Source organism: uncultured Maribacter sp., from assembly GCF_947496775.1.
Taxonomy (GTDB): Bacteria; Bacteroidota; Bacteroidia; order Flavobacteriales; family Flavobacteriaceae; genus Maribacter_B.
Window position 1 is genome coordinate 228,034 of sequence record NZ_CANMDU010000006.1, and the last position, 25,107, is coordinate 253,140.

19 protein-coding genes are annotated in these 25,107 nt (G+C 32.9%); 11 read left to right on the forward strand and 8 right to left on the reverse strand.

Annotation, left to right across the window (positions count from 1 at the left end):
* The first annotated feature begins 9 nt into the window (after window positions 1-9).
* Both Q0856_RS11700 and Q0856_RS11705 read left to right on the forward strand, forming a co-directional pair.
* Window positions 10-2,856 carry a metalloprotease gene (locus tag Q0856_RS11700; protein WP_366139610.1) on the forward strand — a complete coding sequence of 949 codons (2,847 nt, stop codon included), beginning with the start codon at window positions 10-12 and terminating at the stop codon, window positions 2,854-2,856.
* 157 nt (window positions 2,857-3,013) lie between these two features.
* Complete coding sequence (locus tag Q0856_RS11705) at window positions 3,014-5,425, forward strand: alpha-ketoacid dehydrogenase subunit alpha/beta (protein WP_298505200.1); 2,412 nt, start codon at window positions 3,014-3,016, stop codon at window positions 5,423-5,425.
* A 26-nt stretch (window positions 5,426-5,451) separates the two neighbouring features.
* Here the strand turns inward: Q0856_RS11705 and holA are convergent, their stop codons facing one another.
* The gene (gene holA / locus Q0856_RS11710; RefSeq protein WP_298505202.1) at window positions 5,452-6,453 is read right to left on the reverse strand and encodes a DNA polymerase III subunit delta; all 1,002 of its coding nucleotides are present in this window, start codon (window positions 6,451-6,453) and stop codon (window positions 5,452-5,454) included.
* A 26-nt stretch (window positions 6,454-6,479) separates the two neighbouring features.
* Here holA and Q0856_RS11715 point away from each other — a divergent pair, with 26 nt between their 5' ends.
* From Q0856_RS11715 to Q0856_RS11725, 3 genes are all read left to right on the forward strand, one after another.
* Window positions 6,480-6,926 carry a type I restriction enzyme HsdR N-terminal domain-containing protein gene (locus Q0856_RS11715; protein ID WP_298505204.1) on the forward strand — a complete coding sequence of 149 codons (447 nt, stop codon included), beginning with the start codon at window positions 6,480-6,482 and terminating at the stop codon, window positions 6,924-6,926.
* 11 nt (window positions 6,927-6,937) lie between these two features.
* Window positions 6,938-7,939: a glycosyltransferase family 2 protein gene (locus Q0856_RS11720; RefSeq protein ID WP_298475783.1), complete on the forward strand. Its 1,002-nt coding sequence runs from the start codon at window positions 6,938-6,940 to the stop codon at window positions 7,937-7,939.
* A gap of 100 nt (window positions 7,940-8,039) precedes the next feature.
* Window positions 8,040-8,882, forward strand: coding sequence for an OmpA family protein (locus tag Q0856_RS11725; RefSeq protein ID WP_298475786.1), 843 nt, complete (start codon window positions 8,040-8,042; stop codon window positions 8,880-8,882).
* 79 nt (window positions 8,883-8,961) lie between these two features.
* Here the strand turns inward: Q0856_RS11725 and Q0856_RS11730 are convergent, their stop codons facing one another.
* Together Q0856_RS11730 and Q0856_RS11735 are read right to left on the reverse strand one after the other, a co-directional pair.
* A complete protein-coding gene (locus Q0856_RS11730; RefSeq protein WP_298505207.1) occupies window positions 8,962-9,582 on the reverse strand; it encodes an L-threonylcarbamoyladenylate synthase in 621 nt (206 codons plus the stop codon).
* A 69-nt stretch (window positions 9,583-9,651) separates the two neighbouring features.
* Complete coding sequence (locus tag Q0856_RS11735; RefSeq protein WP_298505210.1) at window positions 9,652-11,976, reverse strand: UvrD-helicase domain-containing protein; 2,325 nt, start codon at window positions 11,974-11,976, stop codon at window positions 9,652-9,654.
* A 164-nt stretch (window positions 11,977-12,140) separates the two neighbouring features.
* On the opposite strand from Q0856_RS11735, the gene Q0856_RS11740 reads away from it, so the two are divergent.
* The 4 genes from Q0856_RS11740 to Q0856_RS11755 are packed head-to-tail and all read left to right on the forward strand — an operon-like array spanning window position 12,141 to window position 16,401.
* Entirely contained in the window at window positions 12,141-12,695 is a 555-nt protein-coding gene (locus tag Q0856_RS11740; RefSeq protein ID WP_298505211.1) for a DsrE family protein, read from the forward strand.
* A gap of 12 nt (window positions 12,696-12,707) precedes the next feature.
* Window positions 12,708-13,982: an amidohydrolase gene (locus Q0856_RS11745; RefSeq protein WP_298505214.1), complete on the forward strand. Its 1,275-nt coding sequence runs from the start codon at window positions 12,708-12,710 to the stop codon at window positions 13,980-13,982.
* An 8-nt stretch (window positions 13,983-13,990) separates the two neighbouring features.
* Window positions 13,991-15,559 (forward strand): FMN-binding glutamate synthase family protein, encoded by a 1,569-nt coding sequence (locus tag Q0856_RS11750; protein ID WP_298505217.1) that lies wholly within the window; start codon window positions 13,991-13,993, stop codon window positions 15,557-15,559.
* A gap of 59 nt (window positions 15,560-15,618) precedes the next feature.
* Window positions 15,619-16,401, forward strand: coding sequence for a hypothetical protein (locus Q0856_RS11755; protein WP_298505220.1), 783 nt, complete (start codon window positions 15,619-15,621; stop codon window positions 16,399-16,401).
* Window positions 16,402-16,467: 66 nt separating this feature from the next.
* On the opposite strand, the gene Q0856_RS11760 is transcribed toward Q0856_RS11755, so the two are convergent.
* On the reverse strand, window positions 16,468-17,541 hold the full coding sequence (locus Q0856_RS11760; protein ID WP_298505222.1) for a beta-agarase: 1,074 nt from the start codon (window positions 17,539-17,541) through the stop codon (window positions 16,468-16,470).
* A 253-nt stretch (window positions 17,542-17,794) separates the two neighbouring features.
* Between Q0856_RS11760 and Q0856_RS11765 the strand changes: the two genes are divergently transcribed.
* Window positions 17,795-18,313, forward strand: coding sequence for a hypothetical protein (locus Q0856_RS11765; RefSeq protein WP_298475807.1), 519 nt, complete (start codon window positions 17,795-17,797; stop codon window positions 18,311-18,313).
* Here Q0856_RS11765 and Q0856_RS11770 read toward each other — a convergent pair.
* Genes Q0856_RS11770 through Q0856_RS11780 form a run of 3 tightly spaced genes read right to left on the reverse strand, consistent with a single transcriptional unit; the run spans window position 18,305 to window position 22,203 of the window.
* A complete protein-coding gene (locus Q0856_RS11770) occupies window positions 18,305-19,207 on the reverse strand; it encodes a patatin-like phospholipase family protein (protein ID WP_298505225.1) in 903 nt (300 codons plus the stop codon). The two genes, Q0856_RS11765 and Q0856_RS11770, sit on opposite strands and share 9 nt — an antisense overlap.
* Window positions 19,204-20,109, reverse strand: a complete 906-nt coding sequence (locus tag Q0856_RS11775) for a patatin-like phospholipase family protein (RefSeq protein WP_298475811.1) — start codon at window positions 20,107-20,109, stop codon at window positions 19,204-19,206. Before Q0856_RS11775 ends, Q0856_RS11770 begins: the two co-directional genes overlap by 4 nt.
* A gap of 3 nt (window positions 20,110-20,112) precedes the next feature.
* A complete protein-coding gene (locus Q0856_RS11780) occupies window positions 20,113-22,203 on the reverse strand; it encodes a M1 family metallopeptidase (RefSeq protein WP_298505227.1) in 2,091 nt (696 codons plus the stop codon).
* Between the two features lie 83 nt (window positions 22,204-22,286).
* Between Q0856_RS11780 and recG the strand changes: the two genes are divergently transcribed.
* Entirely contained in the window at window positions 22,287-24,392 is a 2,106-nt protein-coding gene (gene recG, locus Q0856_RS11785) for an ATP-dependent DNA helicase RecG (RefSeq protein WP_298505229.1), read from the forward strand.
* A gap of 83 nt (window positions 24,393-24,475) precedes the next feature.
* Here the strand turns inward: recG and Q0856_RS11790 are convergent.
* A partial coding sequence (locus tag Q0856_RS11790; RefSeq protein ID WP_298505232.1) for an Ig-like domain-containing protein occupies window positions 24,476-25,107 on the reverse strand: 632 nt, incomplete at its 5' end.

A 25,107-nucleotide genomic window follows, 5' to 3' on the forward strand; every position in this document is an offset into this window, starting at 1 on the left:
AATATCTAATTGCGTACACCCCTAAACATTAGAAAAATATTTTGCTTTATTTACGGCATAATTGGTATGTATGTTGCCCAAGGACAGCATACAAACAATATTACTGTAAATTTAAATGAGGAAACTAAAGAATTACATATACAACAGGAGTTTGTATATCAAAACAATTCTAGCTATTCGTTAGGTTTTTTATATTTTAATGATTGGGCACATGCATATTCCAATAAAAACACTGGTTTAGCAAAACGCTTCGCCGAGGAATTTAAAAAAAGTCTTCATTTAGCAAAGGACAGCGAACGGGGTTATACAGAAATATTAACTGCAGTAGATAATGATTATAGAGGGCTACATTGGAAACGAGAAAAAAGTGCCGACATTTTAAAATTCCGGCTGAACTCCCCTCTACTTCCTAATGAATCTGTTACGTTGTTTATAACCTATAAAGTTAAATTACCTGTAAATAAATTTACTTCGTACGGCTACAGCAACAAAGGAGACTATTACTTAAAAGACTGGTATTTAACTCCTTCTGTATACAACGGCAAATGGCATTTGTATTCTAACAAAAATCTGGAGGATTTGTATACGGATGTTACGAAAACTACAGTTAATTTTAACTACCCAGATAACTTATATTTAACCACTAACTATCATGTATTAGGAAATTCTAAATTCCCTACAAGACAATTAGCACAATTAAAAGGTTCTAAACAAAAAAGTTGTGAAATTCTCCTAAACCCGAATAAAAGATTTACAACACACGTAACCCCATACATGACTATTGTATCGGATATAGAAGCTCCTAAATACAATAGCATTGTTCAAGGCATTTCTATTAATAATGTAGCTAAATTTATTAATGAAAATTTAGGAGAATACCCGCACCCCCAATTATTAGTTAGTCAAATAGATTATAACAAAAGTCCATTATACGGCATAAACCAATTGCCATCGTTTATCCGACCATATGAGGAGCAGTTTCAATTTGAAATGAAATTTTTAAAAACAGCTTTAAACAGTATTTTAAAAGAAACTATTTTTTTAGACCCAAGAAAAAATCAGTGGGTTAATGAAGCTATAGCCAACTACCTATTAATTTCCTATGTAGAACAGCACTATCCGGATCAAAAATTACTGGGAAAACTTTCCAAAATATGGGGTATACGTAGTTTTAATTTAGCAAAAATGGATTTTAATGATCAATATCCATTTTTATATAATGTAACGGCCAGAAAAAACCTAGATCAGTCACTAACAACACCCAACGATTCCTTAATAAAGTTTAATCAAAAAATAGCCAATAAATATAAAGCAGGCCAAGGATTAACTTACCTAGGCGCATATATAGGAAAAGAAAAAATAGACCAAAGTATAAAGACCTTTTACAAATATTACCAAAGTAATACGGTTAAGGTTTTAGATTTTGAGTCTATTCTTAAACGGTCTACAAATACCGATATAAACTGGTTTTTCGATGAATATGTTTCTACTGATCGGAGAATAGATTTTAAAATTAAAAATGTTGAAAAGCGGAAAGATTCGCTTATTGTTACTTTAAAAAACAAAGAAGGAACCAATGTTCCCATTTCTGTTTTTGGTCTTAAAAAGGATTCCGTTGTTTCTAGGTATTGGTTTAAAGATATTAAAGATGAAAAAACTTTTATTATTCCAAAAAAAGAAGAGGACCGATTGGTATTAAATTACGACAAAAAAATACCAGAGTTTAACCAAAGGGATAATTGGAAGTCCTTAAAAGGTTTCTTAGCAGGGAATAAGAAATTAAAATTTCAATTTTTTAAGGACGCTGAAAATCCTTATTACAACCAAGTATTTTATGTCCCTATATTAAGTTTTAATATCTATGATGGTTGGGCTCCAGGAATGCGACTATATAACAAAACCTTGTTAAAAAAACCTTTTGTATATGATTTTGCTCCGTCTTATTCGTTCAGAGAAAAAGCTTTTGTAGGCTATGGTAGAGTCTCTTACCAAAAGCTATTAAGCAAAAGTGGATTATACGTTGCGAATTATTCCTTAAGAGGTTCCAGCTTTCATTTTCAAGAAAATTCTAGATATTCAACAATAACTCCGGCTATAAGCTTTGGTTGGAAACCAGATAACTTACGGTCTAATAAAAGAGAATTTTTAAGTTTTAGGTATGTCAACGTTTTTAGAAACAAAGACGAAAGATTGGGGGACTTTGAAACTCCACCAGATTACAGTGTTTTAAACGCTCGTTATATAAACTCTAATAATGGAATAATAGATTATTCCTCCTGGTTTTTAGACGCCCAGCATTCTAGTGATTTTTCTAAATTAGTTTTTGAATGGGAATACCGAAAACTATTTCAGAATAACAGACAATTTAATTTAAGGTTTTTCGCGGGTAAATTTTTAAGAAACAAAACGACAAATTATAATAATCCAAACTTTTACAGTTTTGCATTAGATAGGCCCACGGATTATCTTTTTGATTATAATTATCTTGGTCGCTCAGAAGACTCTGGCTTGTACAGTCAACAAATAATAATTGCAGAAGGCGGTTTTAAATCTAAACTACAGAATCCCTATGCAAATGATTGGATGACAACCATGAATACTAGCATTAATTTATGGAAGTGGATTGAAGTATATGGCGATGCCGGTTTATTAAAAAACAAAGGCCTAAAAGAAAGGTTTGTATATGATGCTGGAGTGCGTCTTAATTTGGTAACGGATTACTTTGAATTATACTTTCCAGTATACTCAAACAATGGATGGGAAATTTCTCAGCCTAACTATGAAGAAAGAATTCGTTTTATTGTAACTATCAGTCCAAAAACACTTATTGGGCTATTTACAAGAAAATGGTTTTAATTTGAATTATTCGTAAATTAAAACTATAAAACACTTATTAAAATAAATATAATTCGAAGATTTTCTCGTTTTTTTGATTATTGCGTAATAAATTATTTGTAAAATACATTGCTTTATTCTTAATGTTTCGGTATTTTTGTAAAAATCGTGATTTTATATGGATATATCTGCTAAAACGAGTAACGACATTTCTTTTCAAGATTTTAGAGGTCAAATTTTACAAGATTACGAAACTGCGTTTTTAAGCAGAACATGTAGTTTAATTGGTCGAAAAGAAGTGCTTACTGGGAAAGCAAAGTTCGGAATTTTTGGAGATGGCAAAGAACTTCCTCAATTGGCAATGGCCAGATCCTTTAAAAATGGAGATTTTAGAAGTGGTTATTACAGAGATCAGACCTTTATGATGGCCCTTGGTTTGCTTCAACCAAAAGACTTTTTTCATGGTCTTTATGCTACTACTGATATAGATAAAGAACCCATGAGTGCCGGTAGACAAATGGGAGGGCATTTTCTTACTTATAGTTTAAATGAAGATGGATCTTGGAAAAATTTAACAGAACAAAAAAATAGCAGTGCAGATATTTCGTGCACAGCGGGTCAAATGCCTAGATTATTAGGATTAGCCCAAGCATCAAAAATATATAGAAATGTAAAAGGGATAGACGCTACTAAATTCTCTAAGAACGGAAATGAAGTAGCTTGGGGAACCATTGGCAACGCAAGTACAAGCGAAGGAATGTTCTTTGAAACCATTAATGCTGCTGGTGTTTTACAGGTTCCAATGGTAATCAGTGTATGGGATGATGAGTATGGTATTTCTGTACCAGCAAAACACCACACTACGAAGGAAGATATATCTAAAATTCTTAGCGGTTTTCAAAGAAACAATGATGAAAAAGGTTTTGAACTTCTTAAAGTTAATGGATGGGATTACACCGCTTTAATGCATGCATATGAAAACGCATCGGATATAGCCAGATCAGAACATGTTCCTGTTCTAATTCATGTAACAGAATTAACACAACCCCAAGGTCATTCCTCTTCTGGTTCTCATGAGAGATATAAAAGTGAAGAGCGTTTAGAATGGGAAAGAGAAAATGATTGCAACAAACGTTTTAAAGAATGGATTTTAGAATCTGGGATTGCTACAGAAGAAGAATTGGCTCTTTTAGAAAAAAAAATAAAAAGAACAGTAAGTCTTGCTAAAAAAGAAGCTTGGGCAGAACATTTAAACACTCATATTAAGTCCAAAAGAGAATTGGCTTCTCTTTTAGAGAAAGCAGCAACCAAAAGCCATAACAAAGTTTTTATTACCAAAATAAAAAATGACCTCATTGCTATAGAGGAACCCATTAAAAAAGATTTAGCAACTAGCGCACGAAAAACTTTGCGTTATTTATTAGGAGAACAAACTCCAGAGAAACAAGCTTTAATTAATTGGACAAAGTCTTATTTAGAAGATTCTCAGAATAAGTTTAGTGCTCACTTGTATAGCGAAAATGATACAAAAGCAACAAATATTCCTATTGTAAACCCTACATACGATCAAAACCCTGAATTAATAGATGGTAGAGTAATTTTAAGAGAAAATTTTAATGTTCTTTTTGAAAATTACCCCGAGGCCTTAATTTTTGGGGAAGACACTGGTAATATAGGTGATGTAAACCAAGGCTTAGAAGGACTTCAAGAAAAATACGGCGAATTGCGTATTGCAGATACAGGTATACGAGAAACAACCATAATAGGGCAAGGTGTAGGTATGGCTTTACGAGGCTTACGCCCTATTGCAGAAATACAGTATTTAGATTATATTTTTTATGCACTACCTACATTAACAGATGATTTGGCGTGTATGCTATACCGAACTTTTGGAAAGCAAAAAGCACCTTTAATAGTAAGAACTAGAGGTCATAGATTAGAAGGTATTTGGCATTCTGGGTCGCAAATGGGTGGATTAATACATCTTTTAAGAGGTATGTATATTCTAACACCAAGAAACATGACACAAGCAGCTGGTTTTTACAATACATTGATGAAAACCGATGAACCTGCCCTTGTCATTGAGAGCTTAAATGGCTATAGATTAAAAGAACCTAAACCGAATAATTTAGGTGAATTTTGTGTTCCTATTGGTGTTGTAGAAACAATAAAGGAAGGAACCGATATAACGTTACTGTCTTATGGTTCTACATTGCGTATTGTACAACATGCAGCCAAAGAACTTATTGAGGTTGGGATAGATGCCGAAGTTATTGATGCCCAAACCTTATTACCCTTTGATATTAAACATGATGTTGTAAAAAGTCTTCAAAAAACCAACAGACTTTTAATTATTGACGAAGATGTTCCTGGTGGATGCTCTGCCTATTTATTAGATGAAATAGTTAACAAACAAGGTGGCTACAATTACTTAGACAGTCAACCAGTTACTTTATCAGGAAAAGCGCACAGGCCGGCTTACGGAACAGATGGAGACTATTTCTCCAAACCAAATGCAGAAGATATATTTGAGGCTGCGTATGAGTTAATGCATGAAGCAAATCCTGCAGATTTTCCTAAATTAATGTAAACTAAACATTAGGGTTCTTTTATTTCCTAAATAATTTTTACTAATAATTCTTTTAATAAATCAGAGGGAGAAGCTGCATTGGCTCCTACTCCTTTTCCTTTTAAGTCCATTTCTCTTAAATGAGAAACTATTTGACTTACCTTGCGCATAGGATAGTTCTTTGCGGCAGTTTGAAACTCCCCAACAAAGTATGGGTTAATACGCAACTTACTTGCTACATTTTTCGGAGAATGGTCTTTTAATCCATGATACTGCAAAAGTTGAGTAAAGAAAGAATTTAATAGGGTTATTGTTAAAATAAACGGATTATCTTTAGGGTTTTGAGCAAAATAATTAATAATTCTAGTTGCCTTTAAAACGTTACGTTGACCTATTGCTTTTTTTAGTTCAAAATTATTGTAATCCTTACTTATTCCTATATGCTCCTCAATATGTACCGGAGTAATTTCGGTATTCTTTGGTAAAGCTAATTTTAGTTTTTCTAGTTCATTACTTATTTTACTTAAATCTGTTCCCAGATAATCCACTAATAAAATCGCAGCTTTATGAGAAATACTGTAACCACTAGAGCGAAGAACTTTTCTAAGCCAATCTGAAACTTGATTTTCAAATAGTTTTTTACTTTCAAAAATCACCCCTTGTTTCTTTATTTCTTTATAAAGGTTCTTTCTTTTGTCTAACTTTTTATATTTATAGCATACTACTAAAACAGTGGTATTTTGAGGGTTTTTCACATAACTAACCAACTGCTCAATACTCCGAGATAAATGTTGAGCCTCCTTAATAACAACTACTTGGTATTGTGCCATCATAGGATATCTCTTAGCATTACTAACAATATCCTCAACACTTACATCCTTACCATAAAGCACCATTTGATTAAAGCCCCTCTCCTCTTCTGTTAGGACATTTTTTTCAATGTACTCCGATATTCTATCTATATAATAAGGCTCTTCTCCAAACAAAAAGTAGATAGGTTTTATATTACCTTCTTTTATATCTGATACTATTTGTTTTACTTCTTCCATTCAAAAAAAATCATCAAATTTGCGGAATGCTACCTTTACAATTTAAGGAATATAAGTTCCGCTTCAAAAATAGCGAAAATAAGGTCCAAATTTTTGATGTAATACGCAAAAAATTTGTGCAATTACAACCCGAAGAATGGGTACGTCAGCATGTTGTTCATTATCTCATAGAAGAAAAAAAATACCCTACAAGCCTAATAAATGTAGAAAAGCAACTAACAATCAACAACTTAAAAAAAAGATATGATATTGTAGTCTTCAATACAGATGGCACAATTCATATTTTAGTGGAATGTAAAGCTCCACAAATAAAAATTACACAAAATACTTTTGATCAAATAGCGCAATACAACTTACAACTCAATGCCAACTACCTTATGGTTACTAACGGATTACAGCATTTGTATTGTGAAATGGATTTTGAAAAAGAAAAATATACCTTTTTGAGGAAAATTCCTGATTTTAGCCGTTAATTTGCATCGTTTTGAAAGTAGCAGTTATCATATTAAATTGGAATGGAGAAGTTCTTCTAGAAAAGTACTTACCATCTGTCATGGAACATTCAGCGGGCGCAGATATTTATGTTGCCGATAATGCCTCTACGGATAGCTCCATTACATTCCTAAAAAACAACTATCCTACCGTTAAAATTATCCAGAATACAACTAATGGTGGGTTTGCCAAAGGATACAATGATGCATTAAAACATGTAGAAGCTGATATTTATTGTTTATTAAATTCGGATGTAAAAGTTACCTCTGAATGGATTTCACCAGTGTTATCAGCTTTTGAGACATTACCAAATGCATCTATAATACAACCGAAAATATTAGACCATATGCGTAAGGAGTACTTTGAGTATGCCGGAGCTGCAGGTGGTTTTATTGACCAATTAGGATATCCCTTTTGTCGTGGAAGAATATTCCAAGCTTTAGAAAAAGATGAAGGACAATATAATGACATTCAGGAAATATTCTGGGCTACCGGCGCATGCATGTTCATTAAAAGCTCCGTTTTTCATGAGCTAAATGGTTTCGATGAAGATTATTTTGCGCACCAGGAAGAAGTAGATTTGTGTTGGAGAGCAAAAAATATAGGTCATAAAGTTTTTTATGTTGGTACTTCTAAGGTTTATCATTTAGGTGGTTCTACTTTGAGTAATATGAACCCAAAAAAAACATATTTAAACTTTAGGAATTCTCTTTTCTCTATTACAAAAAACTTGCCTAGACGAAAGGCCGCGTTAATTATATTTATTAGACTTTTATTAGATGGTATTGCAGGAATACGTTTCCTTTTTCAATTAAAGCCCAGACATTTTTTAGCCATAATAAAGGCGCATTTTAGTTTTTATAAGAATTTTAGAAAAATGTATAAAAAAAGAGAAAAGAAAAATTTTATAGAAAAATACTATACAACGAAGTCCATAGTCTGGTCTCATTTCGTACATCAGATAGGTAAATTTAACATTTTAGTAAAAGATTAACTAAAATACAGGGATGAGCCGAGTCTAATTCCATAATTTTGATGGATAAAGTCAGTTAAATTAAAGTAATTTTAGAATATATAATATAAGTTTTAACACTATGAAAAAAGTCATTTTAGGATGTTTAGGAGTAACTCTTTTGTTATCATCATGCGTATCACAAAAAAAATATGCGGAATTAGAAGCAAAAGCTAAAGAAACTCAAGATTTATTAAACTCTGCAACCGTAAAATTAAACGATTGTTTAGAAGATAATGCCAAAATAAAAACGTTAGAAGACCAAAATGCTTTCTTAAAAGCCAACAACCAAGAGTTAATAAATAATATGGGTAATTTAACTACCCTTACTACAAAAGGCGCTGAAAATTTAGAGAAGTCCTTAGAAAGTTTGCAAGAGAAAGATTTAACGATTAGAAAATTAAATAACGCAATTACTAGAAGAGATTCTGTAAACCTTTCCTTAGTCCAAAGTTTAAAAGGTGTTCTAGGTAATTTAGATGATGAAGACATTGAAATTAGCGTTGAAAAAGGGGTTGTATTTGTTTCTATATCTGATAAATTATTATTCAGTAGCGGTAGTTACAATATTACTTCAAAAGCAAAAAAAGTTTTAGGAAAAGTTGCTCAAGTAGTAAACAACAAACCTGATTTTGAATTTATGGTAGAAGGGCACACAGACGATGTACCTTACAGAAGCGGTGTTTTAATTGACAACTGGGATTTAAGTGTAAAACGTGCTACAGCGGTAGTTCGCGTTCTTCAAAAAGACTACAACGTAGACCCTAAGAGAATGACTGCTGCTGGTAGAGCTGAGTTTGTTCCTTTATCTACTACGGAAAAATCTAGAAACAGAAGAACTAGAATTGTTGTTCTTCCTAAAATTGATCAATTTTATAGTATGATTGAAGAAGGAATGAAAGATCCTGCAATTGGCGGAAAATAATTCTTAAGGTATTATATACGTAAAAGCAGCCAATTGGCTGCTTTTTTTATTTTCATAAAACTCTATTACTGTAACTACACTAAAAAATATCTAAACTTCCTTTTCCTTCTCTCATTACTTCTACCTTGCCATCGGATAAATCTATAATAGTAGACCCTATATTACCTCCATAACCGCCATCAATAACGATATCGACCATATTATTCCACTTTTCATAAATTAGTTCGGGATCTGTGGTATATTCTAATAATTCATCTTCATCCCTAATAGATGTAGACACTATTGGGTTTCCTAATTCTTCTACTAAAACTCTTGCGATAGCATTATCTGGAACTCTAATTCCGACTGTTTTTTTCTTCTTAAAATCTTTAGGTAAATTATTATTTCCTGGCAATATAAAAGTATACGGTCCCGGCAAGGCTCTTTTTAGTATTTTAAAGGTAGCGGTATCTATCTGCCTAACATAGTCAGACATATTACTTAAATCTGCACATACAAAAGACCAATTTGCTTTCGCCAATTTTACTCCTTTAATCCTTGCTATCCTTTCTAAAGCCTTAGTGTTGGTTATATCACAACCTAATCCGTATACTGTATCGGTAGGATAAATGACTACACCTCCTTTACGCAAAACATCTACAACTTGTTTTATTTGTTTCGGGTTTGGGTTTTCTTCATAAATCTTTACAAAATCTGCCATAAAAATTTCACTTCTAATGTGCTACAAAAGTAATCTATTTCAGTAATAGCAATAAAAACCACGAATTAACTACAACACTTCTAACTTAGCAAAACGCAATAGCAACTTCTTAATGTCGCCTTTATCAAATTGAATTTCCGCCTTACGGTCGCTGCCTACTCCTTCTAAATTTAAAACTTTTCCTCTTCCGAAACGGGTGTGATTTACTAATGCTCCAACAGAAAGTCCAGGGTCTATTACATTTGTATTGCCAACTGGGGTGGACAATTCTGGTTTTATTTTACGCAATTTTCGTAATTGATTTTCGGTAGGCTTACTAACTAAAGGTGGCGTTCCTCTTTTTGGCTTTTCTTGTCTAAGTTTACTCTTATCCACTTCTCCAAAAATATCCGTATCTACAAAAGATTTATAGCGGTACCCGCTATCTACTGGCGTTAAATTTTCTATATACTTTTCGTCTATCTCTTCTATAAATCTACTGGGTTCTGCATCTATTAACTTACCCCAACGATATCTATTTTGTGTATAGGTTAAATAGGCTTGTTTCTCTGCTCTTGTTAATGCTACATAAAACAATCTTCTCTCTTCCTCGAGTTCACTACGTGTATTCATACTCATTCCTGAGGGAAACAAATCTTCCTCCATACCAACTATATACACATAAGGAAACTCTAATCCTTTAGACATATGTATTGTCATTAAGGCCACTCTATCATCATCTCCTGGATCATTATCTAAATCGGTTGCAAGAGCAACATCTTCTATAAATTCACCAATATTTCCTGTTGCCCCGTCTAATTCTTTCTGCCCTTCTACAAAATCTTTAATCCCATTAAGTAACTCTTCTATATTCTCCATTCGAGCAATACCTTCTGGAGTACCGTCCTTTTTAAACTCTAAAAGAACCCCTGCTTTTTTAGCCACATGTTCTGCTAAAGTAAAAGCATCGGTAGTTTCATTCATAATCTGAAAACTCTGAATCATGGTTATAAAGTCTTCCAGCTTTCTTTTGGTACCTCCATTAATTTTAAGGTTTATTTTATCTAAATTTTGAATTACTTCAAATATAGAACGGCCATAATGGTTTGCTGCAACAACTAACTTGTCTATTGTGGTCTGTCCAATACCTCTTGCTGGGAAATTAATTACACGCTTTAAAGCTTCCTCATCTTTTGGGTTTATTACTAATCTTAAATACCCTAAAACATCTTTTATTTCCTTTCGCTGATAAAAAGATAGGCCTCCGTAAATCCGATACGGGATATCTCTTTTTCTAAGAGCATCCTCCATAGCTCTGGACTGAGAATTAGTTCTATATAAAATTACAAACTCTCCATTTTTAAGCTGATGCTGCATTTTGTTTTCGAAAATAGAACCTGCAACAAAACGACCTTCTTCAGCATCTGTAATGCTACGATGCACCTTAATAGCAGGACCTTCATCATTATCTGTCCAAACAACTTTGTCTAACTGGGTTTTGTTGTTAGATATCACGGAATTCGCGGCATTAACAATGTTTTTTGTAGATCTATAATTTTGCTCTAATCGATACATAATTACATTATCGTAATCTTTTTGAAAGTTTAGAATATTACTAATATTCGCTCCTCTAAAAGAATAGATACTTTGTGCATCATCCCCTACAACACATATATTTTGATATCTATCTGAAAGTGCTTTAATAATTAAGTATTGCGAATGGTTTGTATCTTGGTACTCATCTACCAAAATATATTTAAATCGCTCCTGATATTTCATCAAAACTTCAGGAAATCTATTCAAAAGCTCATTGGTTCGTAATAATAAATCATCGAAATCCATTGCTCCTGCTTTAAAACAACGGTCTACATATTGTTGATAAATTTCTCCCAACCTAGGTCGTTTAGCCATTGCATCAGCTTCTATCAACTCTGGATTGTTCATATAAGCCTTTACTGTAATTAGACTATTTTTATAAGAAGAGATTCTACTTTGTACTTGTTTATACTTATATATATCCTTATCTAACCCTAACTCCTTAATAATTGTAGCAATTAATCTTTGAGAGTCTTGAGTATCATATATTGTGAAATTTGCAGGATAGCCTAACTTACTACCATCAATCCTTAACAGCTTTGCAAAAACGGAGTGAAAAGTACCCATCCATAAGTTTTTTGCATCTGCATTCCCCACAATACTAGCAATCCTAGCTTTCATTTCGCGAGCAGCCTTATTAGTAAAAGTAAGTGCCAAAATATTAAAGGAATCTACTCCTTGAGCCATTAAATGTGCTATCCTAAAAGTAAGTACACGTGTTTTTCCTGAACCAGCACCAGCAATAACAATCATTGGTCCATCCTTATGCAATACAGGCGCTTTTTGCGCATCATTTAAACCATCTATAAAACTACTCAAATCTTTACCGAATTTTAGAACTGTGAATTTAACTATAAATGCAATGTTTAAATAAAAATCAATATATTAATTATGAACAAAAAAACGGGTTTCGAAGAAATATTCTTCTAATTTGAATATATTTAAAAGTTCTAATTTTTAATTACAAAAACTAATTCTTAATCATGCTACTTTTTAACCGTGCAAATTCTTATTACTTGTTATTAATTACTCTGTTTTTAGGAATAGTAGCTCATGCGCAAATAGCAATAGATGGGCCTATTATTACAGGTTTTGGAAAAGTATATAAGGTCAATAATCAAGATTTCGAAATAAATAAACTACAAAATTTTCATGTAGTATTTGATGTGTCAAAAAGTCCAGAAAAAAAAGATAAAGTCAATAAATGGATAGAAACTGCTGCTCGTTTTTTAAACATGCATGCTCAAAACGGAATTTCTATAAATAAAATGAAAGTAGCAGTAGTTATTCATGGTTCCGCTTTTAAAGATGTTATGAATAGTGAAGCCTATAAAAAAAAGTATGGCATCGCGAATCCTAACGAAAAACTAAATAAAGCTTTACTCAATGCTGGAGTTCAAATTATTTTATGCGGACAATCTGCTACCTATAAAGGACTAGTAAAGAAAGACTTAATTCCTGAAGTACAACTTTCATTATCGGCAATGACAGCTATAGTACAATTACAAAATCAAAATTACAGACTAATTAATTTTTAATAACTACACAAAATGAAAAAAATTGCAACACTAGCTATTCTAGCGCTTAGTTCATTTGTATATTCTCAAGAATCTGCTATGGAACAAGATTATGCGGATATTGAAAAAAAAGTTATTGATTGGAGAAGACATTTTCACCAAAATCCAGAACTCTCTAATCGAGAATTTAAAACTGCTGAAAAGATTGAAAAACATTTAAAATCTTTAGGAATGGAAGTACAAACTAAAGTTGCCCACACGGGTGTTGTTGGACTTTTAAAAGGGGATTTACCAGGAAAAGTAGTTGCCCTTAGAGCAGACATCGACGCGTTGCCCGTTACGGAAAGAAATGATTTACCCTATAAATCAACAGTAACTTCTGAGTTTTTAGGTGAAAAAACAGGCGTTATGCATGCTTGTGGACATGACACTCATACCGCTATTTTAATGGGTGTAGCCGAGGTGTTATCTAAAAACAAAGACAAGATAAAAGGTTCCGTAAAATTCATTTTTCAACCTGCCGAAGAAGGTGCCCCTCCAGGAGAAGAAGGTGGCGCATTGTTAATGGTTAAACAAGGGGTTTTAAAAAGCCCTGATGTGGACGCTATATTTGGTTTACACATAAATTCGCAAACTCCTGTTGGAGAAATTCGTTATAAATCCGGAGGAATTATGGCTGCGACCCAAAGGTTTATCATAAAAGTTAAAGGAAAACAAAGTCATGGATCACAACCATGGTCTGGCATAGACCCCATTTTAATTAGTGCTAAAATTATAGATGGCTTACAAACTATAATTAGCAGAGAGTCTAATTTAACCAATGAAGCTGCAGTTATTACTGTTGGAAAAATTAAAAGTGGAGTTCGATTTAATATTATTCCTGAAAGTGCTGAAATGATTGGTACCATCCGTACTCTAGATTACGGAATGAAAGAACACATAAATAAAAGAATGGCAGAGATGGTAGCAGATATAGCAAAAGCCTATGGAGGATCTGCTACTATTGACATTGAAGATGCTACAGACATTACTTTTAACGATCATGCATTAGTTAAGCAAATGCTTCCTACAATGCAGTATATTGCAGGTGCAGAAAACGTAAAGCTCCAAAAAGCCGTTACTGGCGGAGAAGATTTTTCTTATTTCCAAAGAGAAGTTCCTGGTTTTTATTTTTTCTTAGGTGGAATGACACCTGGAAGCACCGAATCTTTTCCGCACCATACCCCAGATTTTAAAATTGATGATAGTGGGCTTTTGCTAGGGGTAAAAACCTTAACACAAATGAGTTTGGATTACTTGAATAAATAAAATAATTTATGGATTTAATTTTTGATTTTTTATCTGCAATATCTTGGTGGATGTGGCTTCTTGTTTTTATTTTCTTAGTTGCTCTTTGGGATATTTTTATACAACGTGCACATACCATTAAACACAATTTTCCTGTAGTAGGGCATCTTAGATATTGGCTAGAAAGTATAGGCCCAGAAATGAGGCAATATTTTGTTGCGAATAATAGAGAAGAACTACCCTTTAACAGAATAGAAAGAGGTTGGATTTATGCATCTGCTAAAAAAGAAAACAACTATGAAGGTTTTGGCTCTGATAGAGATCTTTACGCACATCAGCATATTTTTATAAAAAATCAAATGATGGCTTATGAGGTTCCAAAAGACCATCCAAATGCTACGGATAAATCTTTTATGCCTTGTGCCAAAGTTATAGGTGCATATAACAAAAGAAAAAAGCCTTACAGACCAGCTTCTGTTATTAATGTTTCTGCTATGAGTTTTGGCTCTCTTTCAGCTGCTGCTGTAGAGGCATTAAACAAAGGGGTTCACAAAGCAGGGGCATATCATAATACTGGGGAAGGCGGACTTTCTCCTTACCACAAACAAGGTGGAGATGTTGTTTTTCATTTTGGAACTGGGTATTTTGGAGTTCGTTCTAAGGATGGTAATTTTTCAATTGAAAAACTCAAAATACTAGTGGAAGAAAATCCTTGTATAAAGGCTGTAGAAATAAAACTTTCTCAAGGAGCTAAACCAGGAAAAGGAGGCGTTTTACCAGGTGCTAAAATAACCTCAGAAATTGCAGAAATACGAGGAGTAGAAATAGGAAAAGATGTACTTTCTCCTGCCACCCACAAAGCGTTTAGTAACGTAAAGGAATTAATGGAATTGATAGAAACTATTGCCAATGAAACTGGGCTACCTGTTGGTATTAAAGGGGCAATTGGTAAATTGGACCAATGGGAGGAACTTGCCGATATTATGGTAAAAACAGGAAAAGGTCCTGACTTTATCGCTGTAGATGGTGGTGAAGGGGGCACAGGTGCCGCTCCTCCAAGTTTTGCGGATCATGTTTCTCTTCCGTGGGTTTACGGTTTTTCTAGTTTATACAAAGTATTTTTAGAAAGAAAACTTACAGATAGAATAGTATTTATTGGAAGTGGAAAATTAGGTTTTCCTGCTAAAGCAGCAATGGCTTTTGCTATGGGGGTTGATTGTATTAATGTTGCAAGAGAAGCCATGATGAGTATAGGATGCATACAAGCTCAAATATGCCATACTAATCGATGCCCTGCCGGAATAGCAACACAAAGTAAATGGCTGCAAAATGGTATTAATGTTCCTTTAAAATCAGATAGATTAGCGCAATACTTTAAAACTTTTAGAAAAGAGTTTTCGGAAATTACGCATGCCGCAGGTTATGAACACCCTTGTCTATTTAAAATGGAAGATATACAAGTTAATGTAGATGATACTAATTTGAACAGAACTCTTGCTACAACTTATGGCTATCAAAAAACGGAAGTTCCTTTTACAAATGTAAAAGCTCTGTACGATTGCCCATATTTAGGAGAAACTAAAACTAATACACTATAAAACCTTATTTTTGCAAAAAATTATATTGGAGCTATCCTCCGACTATGAAATAATACACAATGAAATTAAAAGTTAGCCTTTCGATTATCCTATTTATTAGCTCTCTTTGTTTGCATGCGCAAAAAAAAAGTGATTTGATTAATGAAATTAACTCATTAAAAACACAATTGGATACCACTAATATTGCTCTTGCAAAATCTATTAAAAAAGGAAAAGTAAATACAGCAAAAGCAGAATCGTTAGAAAAGCAGGTGTTAGACTTACAAGGCGCAAATTCTACCCTTTTAAAAAACTTAAATAGTTTTGCGCAAGTATCTAATAAAAATTCTGAAAATATAACTAAAGCTTTAGCCAGTTTAGAAGAAAAAGAGTCGCAATTGAAAATAATGACTGATGCTATTAGTAGTCATGATTCTACCGCTGTGGTTGTTTTAGCAAATGCCAAGCAAACTTTAGGTGAAGATGCTAAGATAAATGTAATGGACGGTATGGTTACTATTTCTAAAGACTTAACCTCATTATTTGGAGAAGACTCTGCTATTGTTCTTATAGAGGGTTCTAAACCTTGGATAGGTAAGATTGCGGCTATTTTAACTGCAAACCCGCAAGTAAAAATTACAATTGAAGGCTTAAGTATGACAGGAGATTTAAACCTACCTACCCAACAAGGCAAAGCAATTGCTAATTCTCTTGTTAATGAATTTGGCATAAAACTAGAAAGAATATCCGTTCTCGCAAAGGATGGCGGTTTTAAGGAAGGAATAAACTTAACCATACACCCAAATTACAAATCTTTTTACGTAAATGTACGTAAAGGACTAAAAAACGGAAGCAAAAAATAATAGTACATAGAGCATAAAAAAGCCGTAGTTAACTTAACCACGGCTTTTTTTATGGTTTTCTTTCTTTTAATTTTCATCAACTAGTTTAAAAATTCTAATCCAGTCTACTTTTAAGGTATGATCTTCTGGTGAATTTGCTATTTCTTCATCCGTAGGCATTCTACCTGCTTCGGCATTCCAGTTTTGCACTTCGGTATTTATTATAATATCCATTTCTTTACTTAAACCAGTTCTGTCCGAAGTATTAGGGGGGGCAGAAGCCGATGTGTATCCTAATGGATCTATACCATCTTTACTCCCTACATTATCTAAATTATCCATTACTTTTATTAAATCTCCATTTAAATAGTACTCTAAATCCGTAGGTGATTTCCAATAAACACCTATACGAACCCAGTCACTAGAAGTATACGGGTACCCATCAATTTTTTGCCATGTACTCTCATCTTTAGGTTGGTAATCTAAAAAAGGCTCCCTTATAAAAACATGGTGACTTATATGAAATCTTTCACTAAACCATTGTTGTTCATTTCTAGAATTTTGCGCTCCGTATGTTTCTAATATATCTATTTCTTGGGTATCATCGGGACTTAGCATCCATATATCAGAAGCAAAAAACGCGTTTGCAACTTTTACTCTGGCTTCTACAAAAACAGGATATATAACTCTCTTAGTTGATGTAACACACCCCAGTCTAGTTGCTTTATCTGTAAGTGTACCATTTGACCCACCATAAGACTTCGTTTCGCCATCTTCTCTAGTTGTTAACACTCTTAAATTACCATCTGAAACCGTAACATTTTCATGTCTCCAAATAGTTGGTCCAGGTCCTGTCCAAGTGTTATGGTAAAAATTTGTCCATTTACCACTACCAAATTCTGATAAACTATTTTCTCCAGCAAACTCATATTCAAAATCGTCGGAAATATCCTCTTGAAATTCCCATTTTTTTCCTGTACCCGCTTCAGCCGGAACAGGAATAGTTTTCCATGTTAATTCTGGATCAGGCTCTTCCTTTGGATCAGGGTCTTTGGGATCCTCTTTACCATCTGGCACTATTGGGTCATTCTCTTTTTCACTATCCTGAGAACAAGAATATATGGTAACTAACAGAGTCAAACATACTAATAATTTTCTCATAGGGGAATACTTCATATTTTATAATTATACGTTGTACCATCAATTCGATGGTTAGCACTAAACTACACTAATAATTAGTTAATGTGCAAAAAAATAACTTTACAAAAACTAAACAATTTATAAATACTCCATTTATTTGCGAAAAAATCAAAAATTCTATTGCTTTAGTACTTCAAGGTTTTTAAGAAAACTAAAACAATATAATTTTTACAAATTTACTTCGTTCTTAAAAGCAGTAACCAAAACTAAAATTATGTCTGGAGACGGAGTTTTTCAATTATTTGCTTATTTATTACCTGCTATTGTAACCGGAGCAGTTGCTTTCTATTTTTTTAGATTACACACAAGAAACGAAGAAGGTCGTAGAAGGTTCCTTTTACATAAAGATTCTCAAACCAATACATTACCTATAAGATTACAAGCTTACGAGCGTATGGCTTTATTTTTAGAACGAATTGCTATTCCAAGTTTAGTGGTGCGTATAGCTCCAAAATCAGCTAATAAAAACGATTACGAAAATTTACTCATAAAAAGTATTGAGAATGAATTTGAGCATAATCTTTCCCAGCAAATTTATATGACAGATGAATGCTGGAATATAATTAAAGCTGCAAAAAGTGCAACGATACAAATGATCCGTAAAGCTGCATTAAGTGAAACAGATTCTGCAGATAAATTAAGAGAAGATATATTAACAGAAACGATGGAAAAAGCTTCTCCTTCTGGAACAGCTCTAGCCTATGTTAAAAAAGAAATTGGCGAATTATGGTAATAATTCCTTGGCATTAGCAAATTTTGATTCTGCATAGTTAAAGCCTTGGTACCACCATTCTGTCATTAGTTTTTTATTAAACACTAACGAATTCTCGGTTAATTTAGTTGGCGTATAATATAAATTAAGCTTTACCCCTTTGTGCTTTGCTGCCAAAACACCTTCGGAGATATCATGATGTTCTATTTGATCCAATACAAAACCATATATACTCAACATTAAAGAAAAAGGGTTTTTCCCTAATACTTTATTGTGCTCCATTTTTTCGGATTCTAGAATAATAGCATCTATCTCTGTAGCCCCTCTTCTTACCGCTTCTCGTATAGGTAAAACACAACCAAGTCCGCCATCCCCATATTCAAAACCATTTTTTTTAACTAAAGACATAAAAGGAATGTAATTGCATGAAATCCACATCCAATCGCAGAATTCTTCATAGTTAAAATCTTTGATACTCTTATATTCTACTCTATTCTTAGAAAGGTTAGATACGGTAACAACTACATCTTTATTGGTTTTCTGTATAGTATTAAATTCTTCTTCTGAAAAATTTTTACGAATGGTTCTCCTTAATGATTTACTCTCACCAAAAGTTCTTCTACTTTTAATAAATTGAAGAAAAGTTGTAATAAAATTAATAGAAACAAATTCTCTATCTCCCTTTTTACGAACTACAAAAGGATTAAGACTAAATATTTTTCGCTGACTTACATTAGTATACAAATCATATAACTTATCTACTTTATTTAAAGCCAATTGAGGAATTAACAAACTACCAGTAGAGGTGCCAACTAAGATATCATAATCTCTTTTTTCTATCTCCATTAAATACTGCGCCACTCCACCTGCAAAAGCTCCTTTACTTCCGCCTCCACTTATTACTAATGCTCTCATTCAATTTCTATCTGACTGGTTTCTGTATTTTTAAATTTGGCAAAATTGTAACCACTCTCCCACCATTTTTTCATTTTTTCTTTATCAAAAATTAATGAATTTGTAGTTAACACGGTTGGAGTGTAATAAAAGTTAATAATAGTATTATGATGATTGGCTACATATTTACCTATCCGTATATTTTGATTTTCAATACGATCTAACATAAATTCGAACATATTAGTTAACAAAGAAAAGGCATTTTTAGATGGCATTCTATTCAAATGACTAACTTCTGTTTGCAAAACAACAACATCTATTTCTGTTGCTCCCCTTTTTATAGCTTCCTCTATAGGAACCATATTCGCAAGCCCACCATCTGCATATTCACATCCATTTTTACGTACTAAACTCATAAAAGGTGTATAATTACAAGAAATCCATATCCATTCACAAAAATCATCGTAGCTATAGTCGTTTATACTTTTATATTCTACTGTATTATGAGATAAATTAGAAACAGTTACAACAATTTCTTTCGGGCCATTTTTTAGAGCTTTAAACTCTTCAAAAGTAATGGTATTGCGTATTAATTTTAAAAGATTTTTACTTTCACCAAAGGTTTTACTTCCTCTATAGAAATTTTTAAGAACATTCCAATGATCAATCCCAATAGTATTTACACCATGCTTATTCTCTATGACAAAGGGACAATTACTAAAAATGCTTTTTTGATTTACCGAGGTGTACACTTCTTTTATTTTATCAATCTTCTGGAGAGCCAAATGAGAAATAAGCAAACTACCTGTTGAAGTACCAAGAAATAAATCGTAAGTATATCCCAATTTTTGCATAAGGTATTCCGAAACCCCTCCTGCAAAAGCTCCTTTACTTCCTCCTCCAGAAATTACTAATGCTCTCATTTTTTATTCTAATAGGGATTTAAAATAAACATTTTCTTTATTATTAAACTCTTTGGCTAATACGCTTACTCTATTTTTTATCTCTGTATCTTGTATTAGTTCACTCAATAAATTTCGAGAATATTTCTTAAACTGCCAACTATGATGGCTTGCAGCGGCCATTAAATTCTTTAGGCTTTCATTATCTAAACCAATAGTTTGCCTAAGAAACTGAAAAGAACTTGTTCTAATTTCAGTGGAATATGTAGCTCCTGTATATGAAACTAATTCTTTGTAATAATCTGCCGTCTTTAAACTTTTATACTCTGGAGTTACCATAGCCAATGTTAACCACAAAAGTCTAATATTCTTATTGGGTAGACCAATTAAACTCTGGGTTTGATTTAGGTATGCACTCCTTTCTTTCGGAAAAGAACTCCATAGAGCATACAACGCATTTTCTTGCGTACTATAACAATTATCCAACAATAAGCCCTCAAAGGTTTTTTTCATGTCCTCAGAAATCTTAATAGTAGATTTTGCTACTGCTCGCCTAATTTTAAGATTGTTTGTATGCAAAGCATTCAAAATAAATTCTTCTGATAAAAACTCTGAAAAAGTAGCTATTATTCTACTTTTCAAATCTTCAGACTCCGCCTTATCCCAATATCCTTTAATAATTTTTTCTTTAGCCAAAAAACTAGAACTAGCAATAAGAACTTCTTCTTTTATATATTGCAACATTTGTATATCCTTCGATTTTTTTGCCAAATGCCCCTCTACTTCTTTATAAGGAAAGGTTTTACTTTTTAACCATTTATCATGAAAAGCATCTAAGCTTTTGCCACATGCCTTTTCCATAGCTGAAATAAAATCTACTATTTCTGCATTTTTAAACTGATTCTTACTTAAATAATCTTCAACTCCTTTTTTAAAGGCCGTACCACCAATCTCCTCCCGAAGCGCATGTAACGCCCAAGCACCTTTTTCATAAAAAGTAAGACTACTTGCCTTTGGGTTCAATAGTGATTCTCCTTTATTATTTAATTGTTGCCTATTAAGTTCTTCTGCACTGTCCAATAATTTCCAATAATAATAAGCATCACCAAAAATTTCTTTTTCCGCTAAATAAGAATAATAGGTAGCAAACCCCTCATGGAGCCAATGGCTATTTCCATTCTTTTCTGTCACCAAATTACCGAACCATTGGTGCGCTAATTCATGGGCGTTTATATTTACATAATTTCTATCTATAAACCCTATAGAATCTATAACATAATTATCCAAAAAAATAGTAGTTCCCGTATTTTCCATTCCTGCATATAAAAAATCTTTTACAGGAATTTGTTTGTAGTTCAACCAAGGGTAATCCACTCCTATTTCATCCTCCAAAAAATTAAAAATCCTTTGCGAATATCTATATGTTGCTTCTACTTTTAAGCTATCATTCGGGTAATAATATAATTCTATAGGTATTCCACTTTCAGAAGTTACATTAGATACTTTATAATCCCCAATTGCGAAAGCCAATAAATAACTACTCATGGGTTTATCCATATTATAAACCCAAGTTTTGGTAGCATCTTTATTCTTTATAATATCATTTAATTTTCCGTTGGCTATGACCTTATATTTTTTATCAAAAGTAAGTATCAAATCAAACTCTACTTTTTCTGTCATATCATCGAAACTAGGCAACCAATGGCTAGTATATTTCCCTTGTCCTTGTGTCCAAATTTGATTTATACTTTTGTCATCATCCCACCCTACAAAATAAACCGCTTGTTTTGGCTTAACATTATATTCTAGGGTAAAAAAGTAAATCTTCCCCTTTTTAAAATTATGTTTGATGGATATTTTTGAACCTGTATTCAAAAAATCCTTTTTCTTATAATTAAGTAATACTGAGGTAAACTCCATTTCTATAGCATCCAAAAAAATATAGCTACAATTTTCTAGGGCCTTAAATTCATAAGTTATAACACCATTTACTCTTTTTTCTTTAGGTTCTGGAATTATATGAGCTTCAGCTCGTATAAAGTCCACTTTTTCTTGCTTTTGACTAAAGGAACTAAGCATTGTAAACATCAAAAACAATTGGCAAAACAATTTCATGGATTGGGGATTATAGTTAACGTATTCCAAATTTAGCATTTTACTTTGTTGCATTGTTATTTGGTAAGCCCTAATTTAGACGAATGAATGCGAATTTTTTACAAACTCCGATAGCTTACCTAAAAGGTGTTGGTCCAAATAGGGCCAATTCTCTGCAATCGGAATTGGGCATCTCTACTTTTCAAGACTTACTTAACTTATTCCCTAATAGGTATATAGATAAAACAAAATACTATAAAATAAATCAATTACAGCGCAGTTCCTCCGATATACAAGTAATTGGTAAAATTGTTCATATAAAAACTGTAGAGCAAAAAAAAGGAAAAAGATTAGTAGCAACCTTTAAAGATAATACTGGGGAAATAGAATTGGTATGGTTCCGAGGTCAAAAATGGATAAAGGAGAATATTAAAATTAATGTTGCATATGTAATTTTTGGAAAATGTAATTGGTATGCTGGCAAATTTTCTATGCCGCACCCCGAAATGGAATTACTTTCTGAACACGAAAAAGGAACAAAAATAGGAATGCAACCTGTTTATCCTTCTACAGAAAAATTAAGCAACTCAGGAATTTCTAATAGGGTAATTAATAAATTAATCCAACAGCTGTTTCTGGAATGCAAGGGGCAATTCTCTGAAAGTTTATCTCCAAATATTATTCATTCGTTACAGTTAATTTCCAAACCAGAAGCCCTATTTAATATCCATTTTCCTAAAAATCAAGAATTATTAGCAAAAGCACAATTCAGATTAAAGTTTGAAGAGTTATTTTACATTCAAATGCAGCTTTTAGCTAAAAAAATGCTTCGAAAACAAAAAATTAAAGGATACTGTTTTAATCAGGTAGGAACACTTTTTAACGAATTCTATAACACACATTTACCTTTTAATCTTACTAATGCTCAAAAAAGAGTAATCAAAGAAATTCGGACAGATGTTGGTAGTCATGCCCAAATGAATCGTTTGTTGCAAGGTGATGTAGGTTCAGGAAAAACCATAGTTGCCGTAATGGTAATGCTATTAGCTATTGATAATGATTTTCAAGCCTGCTTAATGGCTCCTACCGAGATTTTAGCGAACCAGCATTATAATGGTATAAAAGAACTTTTAGAACCTTTAGGTATTGAAATTGCTATTTTAACTGGTTCCGTAAAAAAAGCGAAACGAACTGTAATTCACGACCAATTAGAAAGTGGTGAACTCCATATTTTAATTGGCACTCATGCTTTATTAGAAGATAAAGTAAAGTATAAAAACTTAGGTTTGGCTATTATAGACGAGCAGCATAGATTTGGTGTTGCACAACGTTCTAAACTTTGGCATAAAAATGATATTCCTCCTCATATTCTTGTAATGACTGCAACACCTATTCCTAGAACTTTAGCAATGAGTTTATATGGCGATTTAGATATTTCTGTGATTGATGAATTACCTCCAGGAAGAAAACCTATAAAAACGGTACATAGATATGATGCCAATAGATTAAAGGTATTTCGTTTTATTAAAGACGAAATTAATTTAGGAAGGCAAGTTTATGTAGTATATCCTTTAATTAAGGAATCAGAAGCTTTAGATTATAAAGATTTAATGGATGGTTATGAAAGTATTGCTAGAGATTTTCCAATGCCTAACTACCAAATATCCATAGTGCATGGACAAATGAAACCTGCAGATAAAGATTACGAAATGGAGCGTTTTGTAAAAGGCGAAACTCAAATTATGGTTGCTACGACGGTTATAGAAGTTGGTGTTAACGTTCCCAATGCTTCTGTTATGATTATTGAAAGTTCCGAACGTTTTGGATTATCGCAATTACACCAACTTCGTGGACGTGTTGGGCGCGGCGCAGAACAAAGCTATTGTATTCTTATGAGCGGATATAAGCTATCCGCGGAAGGAAAAACTCGCTTAGAAACTATGGTCGCTACAAATGATGGCTTTAAAATAGCAGAGGTAGATTTAAAATTAAGAGGCCCTGGTGATATTATGGGTACGCAACAAAGCGGCATACTAAATCTTAAGATTGCTGATATTGTAAAAGACAATGATATTTTAAAAATCGCAAGATACTACGCCATTGAACTTTTAAAGGATGATCCTGCTCTAGAAAAAACGGACAATCTTATTATTAGACACTACTACGCGCAAATAATAAAGCATAAAAACATTTGGAATTATATTAGTTGATTGTCATTAAAACTTAATTGAAGTATAGTTTATGAAAACTTCATTTAGTAAGCTAAAACACAAAATAGAATTTTAATAAATTATTATTGAGGCATTCCAACACTAACATCCATACTAAAAAATCTGCTAGTACCTTGATTGTTGGCTATGGCTACAGAAGAAAATGAAACTCCAAAATTACTATTATGACTTCCTGCAAATGTTACTAAACCTGAAGCTGGCATTATAAAGCTATCTGTATCAGAGTCTACAAACTCTTCATTTATAATTCCGTTCCACTCGGTACTTAATGAGAAGCCAATTGAAGATATATTAATATTAGCATAACCACTACCCATTCCCTCAGATAATAAAATCACAGTAACGGTGGACCCTGCGGGAGCTCTATACTCTCCTGTAGAAGGGTCAAAAGTTATTATAGCTGCTTGTACTGTTATTATTGATGTAGCTATGTGGTTACCATCTTGTGTAGTTACCGATATAGTTGCCGTACCGGCTGATACGCCTGTTACCACTCCAGCAGTAGAAACCGTAGCCACTCCTGTGTTAGAAGATGACCAACTAACACTCGTATTAGAAGCATTCGATGGGGTTATTGTAGCTGTTAAGGTTTGGGTATTCCCTTCTGTAATTGTTCCAGAAGTTGGAGTAACACTAACTCCGATTACTGGTATTGTTGCTGCACTAACTGTTATAGTAATATTAGCTGTATCAT

What these genes read in the sequence shown, in the direction of transcription:
- Q0856_RS11705 (WP_298505200.1), top strand. Translation starts at nt 3,014, where the DNA reads ATGGATATATCTGCTAAAACGAGTAACGACATTTCTTTTCAAGATTTT.
- holA (WP_298505202.1), bottom strand. Translation starts at nt 6,453, where the DNA reads ATGGAAGAAGTAAAACAAATAGTATCAGATATAAAAGAAGGTAATATA.
- Q0856_RS11715 (WP_298505204.1), top strand. Translation starts at nt 6,480, where the DNA reads ATGCTACCTTTACAATTTAAGGAATATAAGTTCCGCTTCAAAAATAGC.
- Q0856_RS11725 (WP_298475786.1), top strand. Translation starts at nt 8,040, where the DNA reads ATGAAAAAAGTCATTTTAGGATGTTTAGGAGTAACTCTTTTGTTATCA.
- Q0856_RS11730 (WP_298505207.1), bottom strand. Translation starts at nt 9,582, where the DNA reads ATGGCAGATTTTGTAAAGATTTATGAAGAAAACCCAAACCCGAAACAA.
- Q0856_RS11740 (WP_298505211.1), top strand. Translation starts at nt 12,141, where the DNA reads ATGCTACTTTTTAACCGTGCAAATTCTTATTACTTGTTATTAATTACT.
- Q0856_RS11745 (WP_298505214.1), top strand. Translation starts at nt 12,708, where the DNA reads ATGAAAAAAATTGCAACACTAGCTATTCTAGCGCTTAGTTCATTTGTA.
- Q0856_RS11750 (WP_298505217.1), top strand. Translation starts at nt 13,991, where the DNA reads ATGGATTTAATTTTTGATTTTTTATCTGCAATATCTTGGTGGATGTGG.
- Q0856_RS11755 (WP_298505220.1), top strand. Translation starts at nt 15,619, where the DNA reads ATGAAATTAAAAGTTAGCCTTTCGATTATCCTATTTATTAGCTCTCTT.
- Q0856_RS11760 (WP_298505222.1), bottom strand. Translation starts at nt 17,541, where the DNA reads ATGAGAAAATTATTAGTATGTTTGACTCTGTTAGTTACCATATATTCT.
- Q0856_RS11765 (WP_298475807.1), top strand. Translation starts at nt 17,795, where the DNA reads ATGTCTGGAGACGGAGTTTTTCAATTATTTGCTTATTTATTACCTGCT.
- Q0856_RS11770 (WP_298505225.1), bottom strand. Translation starts at nt 19,207, where the DNA reads ATGAGAGCATTAGTAATAAGTGGAGGCGGAAGTAAAGGAGCTTTTGCA.
- Q0856_RS11775 (WP_298475811.1), bottom strand. Translation starts at nt 20,109, where the DNA reads ATGAGAGCATTAGTAATTTCTGGAGGAGGAAGTAAAGGAGCTTTTGCA.
- Q0856_RS11780 (WP_298505227.1), bottom strand. Translation starts at nt 22,203, where the DNA reads ATGAAATTGTTTTGCCAATTGTTTTTGATGTTTACAATGCTTAGTTCC.
- recG (WP_298505229.1), top strand. Translation starts at nt 22,287, where the DNA reads ATGAATGCGAATTTTTTACAAACTCCGATAGCTTACCTAAAAGGTGTT.